The organism is Sphingobium mellinum, assembly GCF_037860795.1.
In the GTDB taxonomy this organism is placed as follows: Bacteria; Pseudomonadota; Alphaproteobacteria; order Sphingomonadales; family Sphingomonadaceae; genus Sphingobium; species Sphingobium mellinum.
In genome coordinates, this window is the sequence record NZ_JBANRK010000001.1 from 95,648 (window position 1) to 114,744 (window position 19,097).

Below are 19,097 nucleotides of genomic sequence, written 5' to 3' on the forward strand. Positions count from 1 at the left end.
GGTGCCTCGCCGGATCTAGCGCATTGGGCGGAAATCGGTGCCAAGACAAGATTGGAGGCGCGGTTCGTTAACCGCCACCTCAGCGCATTGCCAACACCCCCTGTCGCCCTTTATGGCATCCGGCCTGACCTGCACCGGACCTGAAACGACATGGCCACCGGCCTTTCGGCAACCTTCCTGGCAAACCGCGCCGCGCTGCTGCGCTTCCTGCGCGCGCGCGGCGCGGGCGCGGACGGAGAGGACCTGTTGCAAGACATGTGGATGAAGTTGCAGGAAAAGGATATCGGACCCGTCGCCGATCCGCTTCCCTATCTCTACCGCATGGCGAACAACCTTATGCTGGACCGCTATCGTTCCGGCGCCCGGCGTGCGCGGCGGGAGCAGGACTGGGCGGAGGGCGCGGGGGGAGTCATGGCTGACCCGACAGCCGCAGTCGCCATCGACGACCGCATGATCCTGACCGAAGCGCTGGAGCAGGCGCAGGCGGTGCTCAGGGATCTGGGGCCACGGGTGGAACTGGTCTTCCGCCGCTTCCGCCTCGAAGGGGTCGGCCAGCGCCTCATCGCGGAGGAACTGGGGATCAGCCTCACCACCGTGGAGAAGGATTTGCAGAAGGCCTATCGCGCGATGATGGCCCTCCGGCAGAGGCTCGATACGGAATGAGCGGACTCGCGGCGTCTCTCCCGGCATGGGGCATGCGATGACAGGGGCAAGAGCCATGATCGACGAGAGGGCGCTCGCCTGGGTCATCGCCACGCGCGACCCGGACTTTGCCGATTGGGACGCTTTCACCCTGTGGCTGGAAGCCGATCCCGCGCATGCGTCCGCCTATGACGCGCTGATGGCCGCCGACGTTGATCTACCCGCGATCATACCTGCGAATCCCGTTGCGATCCCCTCCCCCGCCAATGATGCCGGCGACCGCCGACGGCGGCCGATGCGCTGGATCGGCGGTGGCGTCCTGGCGGCTGCCTTGGTCGCTGCTGTCTCGATCGGGCTGCCCGACCGCACGGACATCTATTCCGTCGCCACCCGGCCGGGCGAAACGCGTAGCATCGCGCTCGACGACGGAACCCGGATCGACATGAATGGCGGCACGGCGCTGCGCCTTGATCGCAAGAACAGCCGCTTTGCCGCGCTCGACGGCGGAGAGGCGGCCTTCACCGTGCACCACGACGCGCGGAATCCCTTCCGCGTCACGGTCGGCGACGCGCTGGTCGAGGACGCCGGCACTGTCTTCAACATCGTCCATACCGCATCGGCGACCCGCATCGACGTGTCGGAGGGCAAGGTCATCTACAATCCCGGGCGCGAAGCCATCGCCCTGCCAGCCGGCCGCGCGCTCAGCCAGGACGCGGGCGGGCTTCGCGTCATGGACATCGCGCCCCCGGCCGTCGCCAGCTGGCGCCAGGGTCGGCTGACCTATGACAACGCCAGCGTCAGCCAGATCAGCAGCGATATCGCCCGCTCGCTGGGGGTGCGCATCACCGCCACGCCTCGCGCCCGCGCCATGCATTTCACCGGCACGATCAGGCTGGAGCGCGACCCGGTCCGCTTTTTCGCGGCCGCCGCTCCCCTGATGGGCCTGTCCGCAGTCCGGCAGGGCGATGGCTGGCTGCTCAAGGAGGGGGATGGCTCGCCACGCTGAAGCCCTTTTCGTCGGCGCCCTCGCCCTGACGGCCGCATCGCCCGGGCACGCGGCGGACAGACAATCGATCAGCATCGCGGCGGGAAGGCTGGGCGAGGCGGTGATAGCGCTCGGCCGCCAGACTGGCGCGAGCATCGGCATGTCCGACCAGTCGCTCGCCAATCTGCCCACGCCGGCAGTCAGCGGCCACCTATCGACGCAGGACGCGCTGAAGCGCCTGCTGCACGGCCGCGCCGCCACCCAGCAGATCGACAGCACCACCTGGCGCATCGAGCGGCGCCCCGGCCGCGCTGCGCCGGCGCCGGTCCGGCGTCATCAGGATGGCGGTCTGGCCGAGATCATCGTCACGGGATCGAAGCGCGACATGCCGCTGCCCCGCTACCCCGGCATGATCGAGGTGATGGGGCAGAACGGCTTCACCAGCGCCGAAGCGGCAGCCGGAACCGCAAGCCTGATCGCGCGCGTCGTCAGCCTCAGCTCCACCCATGCCGGCACCGGCCGCAACAAGCTGTTTCTGCGCGCCATCGCCGATTCCGGGATAGCCGGCCCCACCCAGGCCACCACCGGGCAATATCTGGGCGACATGCGGCTGAACTATGCCGCGCCCGATCCCGATCTGCGTCTCTACGACATGCAGGGCATAGAGATATTGGAAGGCCCCCAGGGCACGCTTTACGGCGCGGGATCGCTCGGCGGCATCATCCGCATCATCCCCAATCCGCCCAATCTCGCCGCGCTGGGCGGACAGGCCTCTATGGGGATCAGCGCCACGGCGCACGGCGCCCCCGGCGGCGATCTTGCCGCAACGCTCAACGTGCCGATCGTGCCGGAAAAGCTCGCCCTGCGGATCGTTGGTTATGGCGTGCAAGATGGCGGCTATATCAACGATGTCGAGCGCAAGCTGGATGACGTCAACCGCACCCGCACCTATGGCGGCCGCGCCGCGCTGCGCTATGCGCCCGATGAAGACTGGACCATCGACCTGACGGGTCTTTACCAGCGGATCAAGGGCGATGACGCGCAATATGCCAGCAAGCAGGTCGGCCGCCTCGCCCGCGCGTCCAGCGTCGCCCAGCCCTATGCCGCGGACTATGCGCTCGCCAATTTCCGGGTCGAGCGGCAATGGGACGACCTGCGCTTCGTGTCGTCCACCGGCTATGTCCGCAACATCCTGACCGAAAGCTACGACGCGACCCAGCCGGACACGCCGTCCAGCCTGTTCCGCCAGCGCAATCGCGTCTCGATCTTCTCCACCGAAAACCGGCTGGTGCGCGACCTGGACAATGGGCTGGGCTGGCTGGTGGGCATCTCCTATCTGGAAAGCCGTTCCGACATCAGCCGGTCGCTCACCTCCTTTGGTCCGGAGCCGGTGACGGCGCAGGTCATACCCGGCGTCCCGCTTTATGGCGGCGGTCTGCCTGCCGCGACGACGGGCGTGCGAAATCGCATTCACGAAGCCACCCTCTTTGGCGAGGCGTCGTTCGAACCGATGGCGGGTCTGGTCGCGACGTTCGGCGGCCGGCTCACCAACAGCAGTCTTTCCGGCCGGGCGCTCGATCCCACGCCCTTCCTCCCGGCCGCGCTCATCGCCACCGCCGAGGAAGAGGCGAAACGGGACGAAACCATCTTCCTCCCGTCCGTTTCCCTGCTGAGCGACGCGGTGCCGGGCGTCACATTCTATGCCAGATATCAGCAGGGCTTCAGGCCGGGCGGTCTTGCCGTCGATGACCAGCATGTCGGCCGCTACAGAAACGACCGTGCTTCGACGGTGGAATTGGGCTTTCGCAAGGGGATGCCGGGCCGCGACGGGATCGCGCTCAGCGCCAACCTCGCCTATACCGACTGGCGTGATATCCAGGCCGATGTGATCGACCGGATCGGGCTGCCGGCCACCGCCAATATCGGCGACGGGCGCATCTACACCTTCGAAGCGCGCGCCGTCCTCAGCCCTTGGCCGGGACTGACGATCGACAGCAGCATCATCTTCAACGACAGCCGCCTGATCCGCCCCGCCCCCTATGTCCGGCTGCTCAGCTTCGCGGGCCAATCCCTGGCGTTGCCCAATGTCGCCGGTCTGGGGGGGCGGCTGGCCGTCGATCATCGCTCGGACCTCAGCGACAATCTGGCCCTCCACCTCAACGCATCGGCCCGCTATGTGGGCAAGTCGCGCCTCGGGGTCGGGCCGATCCTGGGCCGCACCCAGGGCGATTATGTCGACACGGCGCTGGCCGCCAGCCTCGCCAGCCTCGCCAGCGGCCGGGTGCAATTCTCGCTGACGCTGAACAATCTGTTCGACGCCGCCGGAAACCGCTTCTCGCTCGGGACCCCATTCAACCTGCGCGGCGACTATACGACGCCCCTGCGCCCGCGGACGCTCAGGTTCGGCATCGATCTGGCTTTTTGACCAGAATGCGCGCCGTTTCCGGGCCGACCGACCAGCGTCGCGACAAATAGACTCAGGCCGCGAAATTTTTCACGTCGCCATCGTATCGAGGGCGACGGCAAATCTCGCGCCGCGACGTCATGATCAGGAACTGACGGGTCAACCCACGACCCTCCCGGCCCGTCAGTTGCCACCATGCCTCCCCCCTGAGGCTCTGGCACAAGGGAAAGGGGCGCCGCCTGCTGGGCTAGGCGACGTCCCTTTCTCGCCCGGCGTGCCGCGACGAAACGTCAGGGCTGCACGGCGAAATCGAAGATGCGCGCCCCGCCCGTGCCGGCGCCCCACATGCCCGGCCCCGTCCCGGCGCTTAGCGAATAGAGAAAGCCATATTCCCCGGCGGGCAGTGCGGCTTTGGGCACGACCTTGAACACGCCCGGCGTCACCTGCTCATAGTCGAAGCCGATTCGGTCCTTGTCCATCACGCCTGCCTTGACGCCCGCCAGGTTCATGCTGCCGGTCCGCGTTTCGCGCCGGTCCTTCTTCACGTCGAACCGGATCAGGCTGAACTCGTTGGGCGATGTGACGGCGCTCGCCGGTCCCGACAGCCAGAACGACGACGTGCCCGCCTGCGACAGACCGCGATTGGCCTCGTCGAAATAGAAGTAGAAGGTCGGCTGGCCGTTCCCGGTCCGCACCCGCGCGCTGATATTGGGGATCACCGCCTTGATGCTGAGCGACGCGATGCCCGCCGTCAGCGCATAGCCCAATATCCCGCCGCTCTTGCTCTGGTTCGACGTGGTGGGATCTATCCGGACCATCCGCGCCTGGGGCGGGCTGTCCATCAGCATGTAGATGCCCGAAGGATGCGGCACCAGCGGATCGGGGGAATCCGCAGACAAGGCCGCCTTGGCTGAAACCGAACCCTGCGCCCCCGCCTCGATCATCGCGGCGATCACCGGACCCGGCACGCCATTTTTCTTGAGCGCGATCAGATCGTCGGTCGCCAGCGCATAATGACCGGCCGACGCCTTGACCTTCGCGATGACGGCGTCTTCGCCCAGCCCCGCCTTCACCAGCGCGACGACCATGTCATTGGTCAATGTTTCCGCCCTTGCGGCGCCCGGCAGCGCACAAGCCGCCAGCATCAGTCCTGCGATCAACCCGCGTGCAGTCATGTCTACCCCCCTGTTGCCGAAAGACGGGGCTTTCGGCCTTAGGTCAGGGACTTAGACGGTGACGTTCGATTCATGCAAGCGCGTTGCGGACTAACTCATTGACAACCTGCGGATTGGCCTTGCCCTGCATCGCCTTCATCGTCTGGCCGACGAAGAAGCCGAACAGGGCTTCCTTGCCCGCCTTATACTGCTCAACCTTGTCGCCATTGTCGGCGAGCACCTTGGCCACGGCTGCTTCGATCGCGCCAGTGTCCGAGGTCTGCTTCAACCCCTTCTCCTCGACGATGTCGGGCGCGCGCCCCCCTGTTTCCAGCATGATCTCGAACACTTGCTTGGCGATCGTGCCGCTGATCGTGCCATCGGCCACCAGCGCCAGCAATTCAGCGCCTTCCTCGGGGTTTACCGGGCTTTCTTCGAGGTTTTTGCCGATGCGGTTGAGCGCGCCATATAATTCCGACAGCAGCCAGTTGGCCGATGCCTTGGCGACCTCCGCCTCGCTCTTCTTCTGGATGCGCGCGCCTTCGGCCAGCAGCGCCTCGAACCATCGAGCGGTATCGGCGTCAGCGGTCAGTGTCGCGGCATTATAGGCGGACAGCCCCAGCTGCTCCTCATAACGGCGGCGCTTGGCGTCGGGCAGTTCGGGCAGCGACTGGCGGCATGCCTCCAGGAATTCGTCGTCCAGTTCCAGCGGCAACAGGTCGGGATCGGGGAAGTAGCGATAGTCATGCGCATCTTCCTTCGACCGCATCGACCGCGTCTCATTCCTGTCCGGATCGTACAGGCGGGTTTCCTGCACGACCTTGCCGCCGGACTCCAGCACATCGACCTGACGGCTGGCCTCATGTTCGACGACCGCCATGACGAAACGCACCGAATTGACGTTCTTCGTTTCGGTACGGGTGCCGAACGGCTCACCCGGCTTGCGGACTGACACGTTCACGTCGGCGCGCATCGATCCCTGGTCCATATTGCCGTCGCACGATCCCACATAGCGCAGAATGGTCCGCAGCTTCGACAGATAAGCCCCTGCTTCGACAGGCGAACGCATGTCCGGCTTCGACACGATTTCCATCAGCGCCACGCCCGACCGGTTGAGGTCGACATAGGAGCGGGTCGGATGCTGGTCATGCATCAGCTTGCCGGCATCCTGCTCGACATGGATGCGCTCGACGCCGATCCGCTTGGTGCTCGCCTGCGGGTTCTTCTCGTCCAGCACGATGTCGATCGCGCCTTCGCCCACGATGGGGTGATAGAGCTGGCTGATCTGATAGCCCTGCGGCAGATCGGCGTAGAAATAATTCTTGCGGTCGAAACGCGACCATTTGTTGATCTGCGCGTCGATCGCCATGCCGGTGCGCACCGCCTGGCGGATGCACTCGCGGTTCGGCACGGGCAGCATGCCGGGCATCGCCGCGTCGACCAGGCTGACTTGCGTGTTCGGCTCCGCCCCGAATGCCGTCGCCGCGCCGGAGAACAGTTTGGCGTTCGACGTCACCTGCGCATGGACTTCCAGGCCGATCACGACCTCCCACTCGCCGGTTGCGCCCTGGATGCGATATGCTGTCTCGGTCATTTCAACCTATCAGTCCTAAGCAAGATCATCATCAGCCTCGGCAGGCGGAGGGACGATCCGCGTTTCTTGTTCTCTTTCGCCGCCTCCAAAGATAATGGAGATCAGCGTATCGGGCAGCAACCAGAGAATTATCTCCAGCAGGTTGCCCATCTCACCACCACTTGTCCGGCCGCGCGACGAACCCTGCGCGCTCTTCGATCGCCAGACCCGCGTTCAGCACGGTCTGCTCGTCCAGCGCCTTGCCGATGACTTGCAACCCGATCGGCAGCCCCGCAGAATCCAGCCCGCCCGGCACCGCCATCGCCGGCAGCCCCGCCAGCGAGGCGGGAACGGTGAAAACGTCGTTCAGATACATGGCCAGCGGATCGGCCTGCTTCTCGCCCAGCGCGAAGGACGCGCTCGGTGCGGTCGGCGTCAGCAGCAGGTCGCACGTCTCGAACGCCTGCTCGAAATCGCGGGCGATCAGCGCCCGGACCTTCTGCGCTTGTGTATAATAGGCGTCGTAGAAGCCCGCCGACAGCACATAGGTGCCGATCATGATGCGGCGCTTGACCTCCGGCCCGAAACCGGCGGCACGTGTCGCGGCATACATGTCCTGCAGGCCTGCCCCATCGGGCAGGTCGCGCTGGCCGTAACGCACGCCGTCATAACGGGCGAGGTTCGAGGAAGCCTCGGCCGGGGCGATGATATAATAGGTCGGCAGCGCATATTGGGTATGCGGCAGCGAGACGTCGACCACCTCGGCGCCGGCGTCCTTCAGCCATTCGATGCCGCGATCCCACATGGCGGAGATTTCCGCGTTCAGGCCGTCCGGGCGATATTCCTTGGGAATACCGACCTTCTTGCCCTTGAGATCACTCGACAAATTGCCTTCCCAGTGCGGGACCGCCAGATCCAGCGAAGTCGAATCCTTGGGGTCAAAGCCCGCCATCGTCTCCAGCAGGATCGCAGTGTCGCGCACCGTCCGCGCCATCGGCCCGGCCTGGTCGAGCGACGAGGCGAAGGCCACGATGCCCCAGCGCGAGCAGCGGCCATAGGTCGGCTTGATACCCGAAATGCCGGTGAAGGCTGCCGGCTGGCGGATCGAACCGCCCGTATCCGTGCCGGTCGCCGCCGGACAGAGCCGCGCGGAGATCGCGGCCGAGCTGCCGCCCGACGATCCGCCCGGCGCCAGCGCGGCATTGTCGCCGCCGCCCCGCCGCCACGGCGAGATCACATTGCCGAAATAGCTCGTCTCATTGGACGAGCCCATGGCGAACTGGTCCATGTTGAGCTTGCCCAGCATGCCCGCGCCCGCATCCCACAGCTTCTTCGAAACGGTAGACTCATAGGTCGGCGTGAAGCCTTCCAGCATGTGACTGGCGGCGGTCGTCTGCACGCCCTCGGTGCAGAACAGGTCCTTCATGCCGATGGGCACGCCCGCCAGCGGCTTGAGCGCCTCGCCCGCGGCCTTGGCCCTGTCGGCGGCGTCGGCGGCTTCCAGCGCCTTGTCCGGCGTTTCGACGATGAACGCGTTCAGCGCCCTGGCGGCAGCGACATTGGCGTTGAAAGCGCTCGCCACTTCCCGCGCCGAAAAGTCGCCCGCGCGGAAGCCGTCGCGGATCTCCGCGACCGTCAGGTCAGTCAGAGCGCTTTTGTCTGTGGAATTTGGCATTATTCGATCACCTTGGGCACCGCAAAGAAGCCATGTTCGGCCTGGGGCGCATTCGCCAGCACCTTGTCGCGCACGCCGCCGTCGGTGACGACATCCTCGCGCAGGCGCAGCGTGTTGGGGATGACGGCGGTCATCGGCTCGACGCCGGTCACGTCCACCTCGCCCAGTTGCTCAACCCAGCCAAGGATGTTGTTGAGTTCGGGCACCATCGCCTCGGCTTCCGCATCCGTCACCGAAATGCGCGAGAGCGAGGCGATCTTCTTTACGGTCTGAAGGTCAATCGACATGGGGCGCCGCTACCACCCGCTCACGCCCGCTTCAAGTCCACACTTGCGCAGCCCTTGCGGCTGCGCCAGACAAGCGGCCCGGGAGGCGGCATTTGGGCGCGCGCCGAACGGACGGAGAGCATAGTTGGCCCGCAAGTTCCTGTATCTCGTCGCCAGCCTGATCGTGCTCGTGCTGGCGGCGCTGCTCGCATATCGCATCTGGGGGATGCAGCTGATCCGGGCGGTCATGGTGCCGCGCGAAGCTTTCACGCCGCTCCAGCCACTCAAACCCGATGCCTATGACGATCCCGCCATGTGGATCGCCCGGCCCGACATCAGGAAGGACAACCCGGCCCTCTGGAAGCCCGATGGCCTGAAGGATGCCCCCGTCCCACAGAAGGCGGCGGTTTTCTTCATCCATCCCACCTCCTACATCACGACCTTCGGCGGCGCGCACTGGAACATGCGGCTTGACGATCGGGACGCGCTCGCCACCGCCCGGCGCTTCGTGCAGGGCCAGGCGAGCACCTTCAACGCGGTCGGCGACATCTGGGTGCCACGCTATCGCCAGGCCAATTACGGCGCCTTCCTCACGCGCGAGGCCGCCGGCGACGCGGCGCTCGCCGCCGCCTATCGCGACGTGGCCCAGGCCTTCGCCGCCTTCCTCAAGGCCAACCCCACCGGCCCGTTGATCCTGGCCGGCCACAGCCAGGGATCGCGCCATCTGCTCCAGCTGCTGCGCGATCAGGTGGCGGGCAAGCCGGTCGAGCGTCGCATCGCCGCCGTCTATGCCGTGGGCTGGCCCGTGTCGGTGGAAGCGGATCTGCCCGCGTTCGGCCTGCCTGCCTGCGCCCGCCCGGATCAGGCGCACTGTATCGTCAGCTGGCAAAGCTATGCCGATCCGGCCGATCCCGCCCCGCTGGTAGAAAGCTTCGAACGCCTTGCCAGCTATACCGGCCTCCCTCACAAGGGCACGCACATGCTTTGCACCAACCCGATCACCGGGACCTTCAACGGCACCGCGCCCGCCAGCGCGAACCAGGGCACGCTCGACAGCCGTGATGAAAGCAAACCGCCGCGTCTGCTCAAGGGCGTGGTCCCGGCGCGATGCGACACCAGCGGGGTGCTGTTGATCGGCGAGCCGGTCGACATGGGCCCGTTCACGCTGCCGGGAAACAATTATCACGTCTACGACTACAGCCTGTTCTGGGCGGATGTGCGCGACGATGCGCGAACGCGCCTCGCGGCATTTCTGAAATCGTGACGATCAGCCTGCTGACCGCCGACCGTGCGGCCTTTCGCGAAGCCCTGCCGGAGGGCGGACGCCTGCTTGGCCTTGACGTCGGCACCAAGACCATCGGGCTGGCGCTGTGCGACGCAGGCTGGTCGATCGCCAGCCCCGCCCACACCGTCGCGCGCGGCAAGTTCGGCAAGGACAAGATCGCCCTTTCCGCCTTCATGGACCAGCAGCAGGTAAAGGGTCTGGTCGTCGGCCTGCCGCTGAACCTCGACGGCAGCGAAAGCCCGCGCAGCCAAGCGAGCCGCGCCTTCGCGCGCAACGTCGCTGACCTGGGCCGGCCGATCCTGCTCTGGGACGAACGCTGGTCGACCCAGGCGGTCACGCGCACCTTGCTGGAAGCCGACGCCAGCCGCGCGCGCCGTGGCGAACTGGTCGACAAGCTCGCGGCCAGCTACATCCTGCAGGGCGCGATCGACGGACTGATGGCCGGTTTCTGATCAGTCCTCGAAGGCCGACCGGATCGCGTCCCGGCCATAGACGTCGGGCAGGAACTGCACGCCTTGGCCGGTCGGCACCGCCGTCAGGTAGGTAAGGTAGACGGGCACGGGCTGGGGCAACGGAACATGCTGCTCGGGTTCGTCCGTCTCGGCCTTCAGCGGCTTGCCGAAGAACCAGCTGCCCAACCGCTGCGCATCCTCCAGCCTGACACACCCATTGCTGAAATGACGCGCCGGCTTGGCGAGCAGGTCGCGCGACGGCGTGTCGTGCAGGTAGATGCCAAGGTCGTTGGGGAACATGAACTTGACCGTCCCCATCGCATTGTTGCCGCCCGGAAGCTGCCGGACCCGCAGCTGCTGCCGCCCGTCGGCCACCGACTGCCAGTCGATCTCCGACTGGTCCAGCCGTCGCGCGCTGGCGCTCCAGTCCGACAGCGCCTCATAACGCAGGCTGCTGAGCGAGGCGCCCTCCAATATCCGGTGGGACAGCTTGCGCTGCACCAGGTCAGTGGGCACGTTCCAATAGGGATTGAGCGTGGCATAGCGGACCATGCCGGCCATCATCGGCGTCTGGCTCTCGGTGGCGCCAACCACGACCTTCATGACGCCATCCTGCTGCCCCTTGCTGAAATACCAGAGTTGCGCCGACGCCGCGTCCACCACCACGTGGCGCACCCAGGGTCCCGGCAGGATACGCGCCCGATCCATGTTGAGCGCCAGCGCGCGCTCATACCATCGCGATGGCCGATTGAGCGCCTCGATCGTCTGCGCTCCCGCAACGCCGTCGGCCCTGAGGCCATGGTCGGCCTGAAAGGCGCGGACCTTCGCCGTCACCGCCTTGTCATAGCCCCCTCCGCTTGGCAGGCCCAGCCGCCTGCGGAGCAGCGCCAATGCATCACCCTTCGCGCCGGGTCGCAGCTTCGCGGCGGTCGGCACGGCCACCTCGGGCATCATGCCCCAGCGTTCGGCAAAACCGGCTCGCGCAGCGCGCAGCTTCCCGTAGAGCGGGTTCATCCACTGCATCTGCCCCACATAATCCGCGAAGGAAGGCGCCACGGCGGCAGCGCGCAATATCTCGGCCGGCTCCTCGTCCCGGGGCTGCACTTCAGGATCGAGATAGCGCATCTTCACGCGCTTCGACGGCTCGCGCATGTCGCTCACCAGTCCGGCAAAGGCCTTCGACAAGGCGAGATCCGCGCGGGCAAGCACGCGCGGATCGCCGCCGCTGCCGTCTGCCTCGGCCACCATGCGCTCAAGCCCGCGCAGATCATAGTCGCGGGGGTTCAGTCCATCCGCCTGCACATCGCGGATCAGCGTCAGCAGGCTTTCCGCCTGCGGCCCGAGACGCTCGCCCTCTACCCACAAAGGCCAATAGCCGCGCGGCGCATAGAAGTCGCGCAGCTTGCCGCCCACCAGCGCGCGGATCTCGGCGCCGACGGTCGAGCGCACAGCCTCCTGCCCCGCGACGGCCTGCGCCATCACCGGGGCTGGAAACATGCCGGCAGCCAGCAGTCCCGCTGTCAGCAGGCACAAAAGCGGGCGGGCGCGCCTCGCAGGGCGCGCCCTCGACACGAACTGTTTCAGCCGCGTTCTCCGCGCCGGGACGGCGGCGGAGGAGGCGGCGGCGGCGGCGGGCAAGGCGGCCCCATGATCTCGTGATACATGCCGTCGGGCGAATAATAGCCATCGACAATGCCATCGCCGTTGCGATCCGCGGCGACAGTGCCGGCGATCGCGCCCGGACCGACCGGCGGCGCAGGTGCAATGGGCTCGTCCCTCGTCGTCGAACATGCGCCCAGAGCGAGCGCGGTGCCGCCGAGAAGTGCCACTAGCTTGATATTCATAGCCTCTCCCTTGGCGCAAAGCCTCGCGCCAGCTTGAGCGTTTTCAAGGCAGACGGGCGCCTGCCACCCTCCTGAAAACGCATTCGTCATCAGGGCCGGTGCAAGCAGATAAGCCCGGATCTGCGCTGCGGAGTGCAGCAAGAGGTTAACGATGATCCCGTCCATTCGATTCCATTACCGGATCGAAATGACGACGAGGCGTGGCTAACGAGCGGTAGAATGCGGAACCGACGAAATCAGGATGGCGCGCCCTTCCCCGGCGCTATGCGTCGATCCATTCGGCCGACGCGATGCCCTGGGCGTACAACAGCACAGACAGGTCGCCGTGCACGATCTCTGCGGCTGCCGCTTCCCGGGTCTTGGGCTTGGCATGATAGGCCACGCCCAGTCCCGCCCCCTGGATCATCGGGATATCGTTCGCCCCGTCCCCCACGGCCAGCGTCAGGCTGCGGTCGATGCCGTCCTCGATCGCAGCTTCCAGTTCCGCGCGCTTGCGAGAGGCATCGACGATCGGCATCGTCACCGTGCCCAGCAGCGCTCCGTCCGCGATCTCCAGCACATTGGCGACCGCGCGCTCGAATCCGATCTCTTCCGCCACCGGCCCGGTGAAACGGGTAAAGCCGCCCGACACCAACAGCGTCCTGGCGCCGCGCGCCCGCATCGTCTGGACCAGCGCTCGCGCGCCGGGCATGATCCTGACCCGTTCGGCGCGGCAGCGATCGATCGCTTCGTCGGCCAGGCCCTTGAGCAGCGCGACCCGTTCATGCAGCGCGCCGGCAAAGTCCAGTTCGCCGCGCATCGCCCGTTCGGTGATATCCGCGATCTGCGGCTTGATTCCGGCATAGTCGGCCAGCTCGTCGATACACTCGACAGTGATCATGGTAGAATCCATGTCGGCGATCAGCAGCTTCTTTTCACGCCCCTGCGCCGGCTGGACGATCACGTCCACCCTGTCGCCGACATCGGTCAGCACCGCGCGCGCCGTCGCGGGATCGCTGCCGAAGAAGATGTCAGCCGCCTTGCTGTCATCCAGCCAGGCGCTATCCACAGGGGCGCAGCCTGCGGTTGCCAGCCGCGCGACGGCGTCGGCAATATCTTCCTGACTCAAGGCCCCACTTGCCACTAAGGTCGCGACGAACATGGACACTCCCGAAACATCGAGGCCCGAAACATCAAGGCCCGAAACATCAAAGGGCGAATCCCGCCCGCGCGTCGCGCTTATTGCCGGGCCGACCGCCAGCGGCAAGAGCGCGCTCGCGGTTCGACTGGCGCAGGCGAGTGGTGGCGTCGTCATCAACGCCGACGCCAGTCAGGTCTACGCCGACCTCGCCATCCTCTCCGCCCGGCCGAGCGAGGAGGAGATGGCCGGCGTGCCGCACCGCCTCTTTGGCCATGTCGATGGCGCCCAGGCATGCACCGCCGCCCGCTGGGCCGCCGAAGCGCATCAGGAAATCGACCGGGTCCATGGCGAGGGACGCCTGCCCATCCTGGTCGGCGGCACCGGCCTTTATCTCCGCACGCTGCTCGACGGCATTGCGCCAGTCCCGGACATAGATCCCGCGATCCGCGCCGAAGTCCGCGCCCTGCCGGTGGCACAGGCGCACGCCGCCCTGGCCATGGAGGACCCGCAAGCCGCGGCCCGCCTCGCGCCCGCCGATACCACCCGCGTCGCCCGCGCGCTGGAAGTCGTCCGCTCGACCGGCAAGCCGCTCGCTCAATGGCAGCAGTATAAGAGCGGGGGCATCGGCAATCGCATCGCCCTCTCCCCCCTCATCCTCCTGCCGCCGCGCGACTGGCTGATCGCCCGATGCGACCGGCGCTTTGAACAGATGGTGGACGCCGGCGCGGTCGACGAAGTGCGGTCGCTGCTGTCCCGCCGCCTCTCGCCCGACCTGCCGGTCATGCGGGCCATCGGCGTGCCCGAAATCGCCGCCTGGCTGGCTGGCGCTGTGGATCGCGACACCATGCTCGAACGCGGTCGCATCGCCACCCGCCAATATGCCAAGCGCCAATATACCTGGTTCTCGCGCCAGCCTCCCCCGCAGTGGCCGCGCGAAATGCAGACCATTGATGATAAGATTATCGCTGATTTAGCAATTAAATTACAACAATAGCTATTGACTTGCCATATTGTGTCGAATAATCGCACCGCCTTGCCATTCTCCGGCTTCCCGGGCAGATGGCCAAACCTGCATCTAGCGGAAGGGTATCATCGTGGCCGAAAAGAGCGGCGCGGACATTTTGGTTGAATGCCTGATCGATCTGGGCGTCGAAGTTGTGTTCGGTTATCCGGGCGGCGCCGTGCTGCCCATTTATGACGCGCTTTTCGAACATCCGAAAATCCGCCACGTCCTCGTCCGTCATGAACAGGGCGCGACCCACATGGCCGAAGGCTATGCCCGCTCGACCGGCAAGCCCGGCGTCGTCCTCGTCACGTCCGGCCCGGGCGCGACCAACGCGGTCACCGGCATCACCGACGCGCTGATGGATTCCATTCCGATGATCGTCATCACCGGGCAGGTTCCCACGCAGCTGATCGGCACCGACGCGTTCCAGGAAGCGGACACGGTCGGCATCACGCGCCACTGCACCAAGCATAATTATCTGGTGAAGGATCCCGGCAAGCTCGCCGGCATCGTCCATGAAGCGTTCCACATCGCCACCACCGGCCGCCCCGGCCCGGTCGTCATCGACATTCCCAAGAATGTCCAGATCGCGACCGCGCCCTATGTCCGGCCGCTGGGCTTTGAACATGCGAGCTACAAGCCCCAGACCAAGGCGGACGCATCGGCCATCGCGACCGCGGTCGAAATGCTCGCTGCGGCCGAGCGTCCGGTTTTCTATACCGGCGGGGGAGTCATCAATTCGGGGCCCAAGGCGTCGATCCTGCTGCGTGAACTGGCGGAGCTGACGGGCGCGCCCGTCACGTCCACGCTCATGGGCCTGGGCGCCTTCCCCGCCTCCTCGCCGCAATGGCTGGGGATGCTGGGCATGCACGGCACCTATGAAGCCAATTGGACGATGAACAAGGCGGACCTGATCCTCTGTATCGGCGCCCGCTTCGACGATCGCGTTACCGGGCGGCTGGACGCCTTCGCGCCGCATGCGAAGAAGATCCACATCGACATCGACCGCAGCTCGATCAACAAGACCGTCGACGTCGACCTGCCCATCGTCGCCGACGTCGCCAACGCGCTGACGGACATGATCGCCGGCTGGAAGACGCAGGGCCACAGGCCCGCCGACCTGTCCGAATGGTGGGCGCGGATCGAAGGGTGGCGTGCGCGCAACAGCCTCGCCTATCCCGAAAGCCGGGAAGAGATCATGCCGCAGGAGGCGATTGCCCAGCTCTACCAGGCCTCGCGCCGGGCGAAGGATGTCATCATCACCACCGAAGTCGGCCAGCACCAGATGTGGGCGGCCCAGCATTTCGGCTTCGAAGCGCCTAACAAATGGCTGACCTCGGGCGGCCTTGGCACCATGGGCTACGGCTTCCCCGCCGCCATCGGCGCGCAGGTCGGCAATCCCGACAGCCTGGTCGTCTGCATCGCCGGCGATGCCTCGGTCCAGATGAACATCCAGGAAATGGGCACCGCCAGCCAGTATCGACTGCCGGTCAAGCTCTTCATCCTCAACAATGAATATATGGGCATGGTCCGCCAGTGGCAGGAACTGACCTATGAAAGCCGCTATTCCAACAGCTATTCGGACAGCCTGCCCGACTTCGTGAAGCTCGGTGAAGCCTATGGCTGGACGGGCATCCGCATCGAAGGGCCGCAGGAGCTGGAATCCGGCATCCGCCAGATGATCGACACACCCGGCCCGGTGATCGTCGACTGCCGCGTGGCGAAGCTGTCCAATTGCTTCCCGATGATTCCCTCGGGCGCGGCGCATACCGACATGCTGCTCGATCCCAACCAGATCGCGGGCGTCATGTCGGATGAGGCAAAGGCGCTGGTGTGACCGCTCACCTCAAGCTGCGCCTTCATGTGAGCGAACCGTTCGATTTCGAACGGATCGCGGGCACCGCCGAGCTGAAGGGCTGGACGGTCGACCATTTCGACGCGGACAATGAGGATTGGGAAGTCCATCTGGATGAAGGCTTCGACTTCCATGAGCACCGCGTCAGCCGCGTCCTGGTCAGTCCGCGCTATGTCGGCGAGCATCTCAGCCGCATGTTCGACGCGATCGCGGGCTTTCCCGTCCGCATCGCCCATCGCGACAACGGCGCGTGGCACTATGCCTTCACCGGCATGATTTCTGAGCGCCGCGAGCGCGCGCAAGAACCGGATAACGGAACGGATATCTGATGCATATTCAGGAAGAACTGAACGAGCGGCACGTCCTGTCGCTGATGGTCACGAACGAAGCGGGCATCCTCGCGCGCATCGCCGGCCTGTTCACGGCGCGCGGCTATAACATCGACAGCCTGACCGTGGCGGACATCACCCCCGATCATGCGATCAGCCGCATCACCATCGTCACCAGCGGCCCGCCCAAGGTGATTGACCAGATCATGGCACAGCTCGACCGCCTGGTCCCGGTCCACAAGGTCACCGACCTTACCGAAAACGGCCCGTTCGTCGAACGCGAACTGGCGCTGGTCAAGGTCGCCGGAACGGGCGAGGACCGGATCGAGGCGCTGCGCCTTGCCGACGTCTTCCGCGCCAAGGTGGTCGACACGACGATCGAAAGCTTCATCTTCGAAATCACCGGAACCACGGACAAGATCGACAATTTCGTCGGCCTGATGCGCCAGATCGGCCTGGTCGAAGTCGGCCGCACCGGCGTCGTTGGCCTGATCCGCGGCAAGGAGCAGAACTGAAGAAATCCCCTCTCCCCCAGCGGGAGAGGGAGGGACCCATGCGAAGCATGGGAGGGTGAGGGCACACCCCTCTCCCATGCGCAGGTGGTTCCCCTCACCGCAATCTCAAGGCGCCGCAGGGCGCCCACCGGACTGAAAGAAGGAACGTCAAATGAAGGTATATTACGACCGCGACGCGGACATCGGCCTGATCAAGGGCAAGAAGGTCGCCATCCTGGGTTATGGCAGCCAGGGCCATGCCCACGCCCAGAACCTGCGGGACAGCGGCGTCGCCGAAGTCGCCATCGCCCTGCGCGCCGGTTCTGCCAGCGCGAAGAAGGCCGAAGGCGCCGGTTTCAAGGTGCTCTCCAACGCCGACGCCGCCGCCTGGGCCGATGTGCTCATGATCCTTGCGCCCGACGAGCATCAGGCCGAAATCTACAACAACGACATTCACGCCAATCTGAAGCCCGGCGCCGCGCTGGCCTTCGCGCACGGCCTCAACATCCATTTCGGCCTGATCGAACCGCGCAAGGACGTGGACGTGATCATGATCGCGCCCAAGGGTCCCGGCCACACCGTGCGCGGCGAATATGTGAAGGGCGGCGGCGTGCCCTGCCTGATCGCCGTCTATCAGGATTCGACCGGCAACGCCCATGACATCGCCCTGTCCTACGCCTCGGGCGTCGGCGGCGGCCGCTCGGGCATCATCGAAACCAATTTCCGCGAGGAATGCGAAACCGACCTGTTCGGTGAACAGGCCGTGCTGTGCGGCGGCGCCACCGCGCTGGTCCAGGCCGGTTTCGAAACCCTGGTCGAAGCCGGTTACGCGCCGGAAATGGCCTATTTCGAATGCCTCCACGAACTCAAGCTGATCGTCGACCTGATGTATGAAGGCGGCATCGCCAACATGCGCTATTCGATCAGCAACACCGCCGAATATGGCGACATCAAGACCGGCCCGCGCATCATCACCGAAGAAACCAAGAAGGAAATGAAGCGCGTATTGGCCGACATCCAGTCGGGCCGCTTCGTCAAGGACTTCGTCCTCGACAACCGCGCCGGCCAGCCGGAACTCAAGGCCAGCCGCATCGCGGCGCAGCGCCACCCGATCGAGGAAACGGGCGCCAGGCTGCGCGCCATGATGCCCTGGATCGGCGCGAACAAGCTGGTCGACAAGGACAAGAACTGACCCTCAACGGGTCGTTTCCGGCAAACAACTGTTTCCGGTAACGCCTCTGGAACAATCAAGGGACGTCGCATATGGTCGCGGCGTCCCTTAATTGTTTTCCGGAGACCTTCGTCCATGCGCAAGTTGCTGATTTCCGCTGCGGCTTTTGCCGCGCTCGCCGGTGGCACCGTCGTCATCGCCCAGATGCCGATGACGGCGCCAGGCGCAAAGGACCCGGCACGCGTCACGGCCGGCACCTACCAGATCGATCCCAACCACACGCAGATCCTCTTCGCCTATGACCATATGGGTTTCACCAACAATATGGGCATCATCGCCGGGCCCAGCGGCACCCTGACGCTCGACCCCAAAAGCCCCGCTGCGGCCAAAGTGGCCGTCGACGTGCCCGTCGCGAACCTCAAGACCGGCATCGCTGCCCTCGACGAACATATCCTGAAGCCCGATTTCTTCGACGCGGCCAAATTCCCCAAGGCCAGTTTCGTGTCCACCGCCGTGAAAGTGGATAGCCCGACCACCGCGGAGATCAGCGGCAATCTGACGATCAAGGGCATCACGAAACCCGTCACGCTCGACGCTGAATTCTACGGCGCCGGCAAGGCTCCGGCGATGGCCGGCGGCAAGGAAAATGTCGGCTTCATCGCCACCACCGCGATCAAGCGCAGCGATTTCGGCATGGGCTATGGCGTGCCGATGGTCGGTGACACCATCGAACTCAAGATCGTCGCGGCGTTCCAGAAATAAGCCGGTTGCGCCCTGTATCGTGACCATGGGGCTGACCCGGGGTCACACTTTCCCGTGAGGGCTTACGTTTGATGTGAATG

19 protein-coding genes are annotated in these 19,097 nt (G+C 65.6%); 11 read left to right on the top strand and 8 right to left on the bottom strand.

Annotated elements, in window-relative coordinates:
- The first annotated feature begins 150 nt into the window (after positions 1-150).
- From AAC640_RS00485 to AAC640_RS00495, 3 genes are read left to right on the top strand one after another with little or no spacing between them, the layout of a single operon-like run.
- The gene (locus tag AAC640_RS00485) at positions 151-663 is read left to right on the top strand and encodes an RNA polymerase sigma factor (protein WP_340264111.1); all 513 of its coding nucleotides are present in this window, start codon (positions 151-153) and stop codon (positions 661-663) included.
- Positions 664-718: 55 nt separating this feature from the next.
- A complete protein-coding gene (locus tag AAC640_RS00490; RefSeq protein WP_340264112.1) occupies positions 719-1,648 on the top strand; it encodes a FecR family protein in 930 nt (309 codons plus the stop codon).
- A complete protein-coding gene (locus tag AAC640_RS00495) occupies positions 1,632-4,052 on the top strand; it encodes a TonB-dependent receptor (protein WP_340264113.1) in 2,421 nt (806 codons plus the stop codon). Before AAC640_RS00490 ends, AAC640_RS00495 begins: the two co-directional genes overlap by 17 nt.
- Positions 4,053-4,321: 269 nt before the next feature.
- Here the strand turns inward: AAC640_RS00495 and AAC640_RS00500 are convergent, their stop codons facing one another.
- From AAC640_RS00500 to gatC, 5 genes are all read right to left on the bottom strand, one after another.
- Positions 4,322-5,206, bottom strand: coding sequence for a hypothetical protein (locus AAC640_RS00500; protein ID WP_340264114.1), 885 nt, complete (start codon positions 5,204-5,206; stop codon positions 4,322-4,324).
- 70 nt (positions 5,207-5,276) lie between these two features.
- Positions 5,277-6,779 carry an Asp-tRNA(Asn)/Glu-tRNA(Gln) amidotransferase subunit GatB gene (gatB, locus tag AAC640_RS00505; protein ID WP_340264115.1) on the bottom strand — a complete coding sequence of 501 codons (1,503 nt, stop codon included), beginning with the start codon at positions 6,777-6,779 and terminating at the stop codon, positions 5,277-5,279.
- Between the two features lie 15 nt (positions 6,780-6,794).
- A complete protein-coding gene (locus AAC640_RS00510; RefSeq protein ID WP_340264116.1) occupies positions 6,795-6,929 on the bottom strand; it encodes a hypothetical protein in 135 nt (44 codons plus the stop codon).
- Position 6,930: 1 nt separating this feature from the next.
- A complete protein-coding gene (gene gatA, locus AAC640_RS00515; protein ID WP_340264117.1) occupies positions 6,931-8,433 on the bottom strand; it encodes an Asp-tRNA(Asn)/Glu-tRNA(Gln) amidotransferase subunit GatA in 1,503 nt (500 codons plus the stop codon).
- On the bottom strand, positions 8,433-8,720 hold the full coding sequence (gatC, locus tag AAC640_RS00520; RefSeq protein WP_340264118.1) for an Asp-tRNA(Asn)/Glu-tRNA(Gln) amidotransferase subunit GatC: 288 nt from the start codon (positions 8,718-8,720) through the stop codon (positions 8,433-8,435). Before gatC ends, gatA begins: the two co-directional genes overlap by 1 nt.
- A 124-nt stretch (positions 8,721-8,844) precedes the next feature.
- On the opposite strand from gatC, the gene AAC640_RS00525 reads away from it, so the two are divergent.
- A complete protein-coding gene (locus tag AAC640_RS00525; protein ID WP_340264119.1) occupies positions 8,845-9,963 on the top strand; it encodes a DUF3089 domain-containing protein in 1,119 nt (372 codons plus the stop codon).
- A 2-nt stretch (positions 9,964-9,965) separates the two neighbouring features.
- Positions 9,966-10,436, top strand: a complete 471-nt coding sequence (ruvX, locus tag AAC640_RS00530) for a Holliday junction resolvase RuvX (protein ID WP_422794945.1) — start codon at positions 9,966-9,968, stop codon at positions 10,434-10,436.
- Here ruvX and AAC640_RS00535 read toward each other — a convergent pair whose 3' ends face one another.
- The 3 genes from AAC640_RS00535 to serB form a co-directional block, all read right to left on the bottom strand.
- A complete protein-coding gene (locus AAC640_RS00535) occupies positions 10,437-11,933 on the bottom strand; it encodes a L,D-transpeptidase scaffold domain-containing protein (protein ID WP_340264120.1) in 1,497 nt (498 codons plus the stop codon).
- Positions 11,934-12,016: 83 nt separating this feature from the next.
- The gene (locus tag AAC640_RS00540; RefSeq protein WP_340264121.1) at positions 12,017-12,280 is read right to left on the bottom strand and encodes a hypothetical protein; all 264 of its coding nucleotides are present in this window, start codon (positions 12,278-12,280) and stop codon (positions 12,017-12,019) included.
- Positions 12,281-12,542: 262 nt separating this feature from the next.
- Positions 12,543-13,421, bottom strand: a complete 879-nt coding sequence (gene serB / locus AAC640_RS00545; RefSeq protein ID WP_340264122.1) for a phosphoserine phosphatase SerB — start codon at positions 13,419-13,421, stop codon at positions 12,543-12,545.
- On the opposite strand from serB, the gene miaA reads away from it, so the two are divergent.
- The 6 genes from miaA (at position 13,420) to AAC640_RS00575 (ending at position 19,017) form a co-directional block, all read left to right on the top strand.
- Positions 13,420-14,394 carry a tRNA (adenosine(37)-N6)-dimethylallyltransferase MiaA gene (gene miaA, locus AAC640_RS00550; protein WP_340264123.1) on the top strand — a complete coding sequence of 325 codons (975 nt, stop codon included), beginning with the start codon at positions 13,420-13,422 and terminating at the stop codon, positions 14,392-14,394. The two genes, serB and miaA, sit on opposite strands and share 2 nt — an antisense overlap.
- Before the next feature lie 100 nt (positions 14,395-14,494).
- Positions 14,495-16,243: an acetolactate synthase 3 large subunit gene (locus AAC640_RS00555; protein ID WP_340264124.1), complete on the top strand. Its 1,749-nt coding sequence runs from the start codon at positions 14,495-14,497 to the stop codon at positions 16,241-16,243.
- Positions 16,240-16,590, top strand: coding sequence for a hypothetical protein (locus tag AAC640_RS00560; RefSeq protein WP_340264125.1), 351 nt, complete (start codon positions 16,240-16,242; stop codon positions 16,588-16,590). The genes AAC640_RS00555 and AAC640_RS00560 overlap by 4 nt, the downstream gene beginning before the upstream one ends.
- Positions 16,590-17,105: an acetolactate synthase small subunit gene (gene ilvN, locus AAC640_RS00565; protein WP_340264126.1), complete on the top strand. Its 516-nt coding sequence runs from the start codon at positions 16,590-16,592 to the stop codon at positions 17,103-17,105. The genes AAC640_RS00560 and ilvN overlap by 1 nt, the downstream gene beginning before the upstream one ends.
- A 151-nt stretch (positions 17,106-17,256) precedes the next feature.
- Positions 17,257-18,276, top strand: a complete 1,020-nt coding sequence (gene ilvC, locus AAC640_RS00570; protein ID WP_340264127.1) for a ketol-acid reductoisomerase — start codon at positions 17,257-17,259, stop codon at positions 18,274-18,276.
- A 114-nt stretch (positions 18,277-18,390) separates the two neighbouring features.
- Positions 18,391-19,017 (top strand): YceI family protein, encoded by a 627-nt coding sequence (locus AAC640_RS00575; RefSeq protein ID WP_340264128.1) that lies wholly within the window; start codon positions 18,391-18,393, stop codon positions 19,015-19,017.
- Positions 19,018-19,097: the final 80 nt, after the last annotated feature.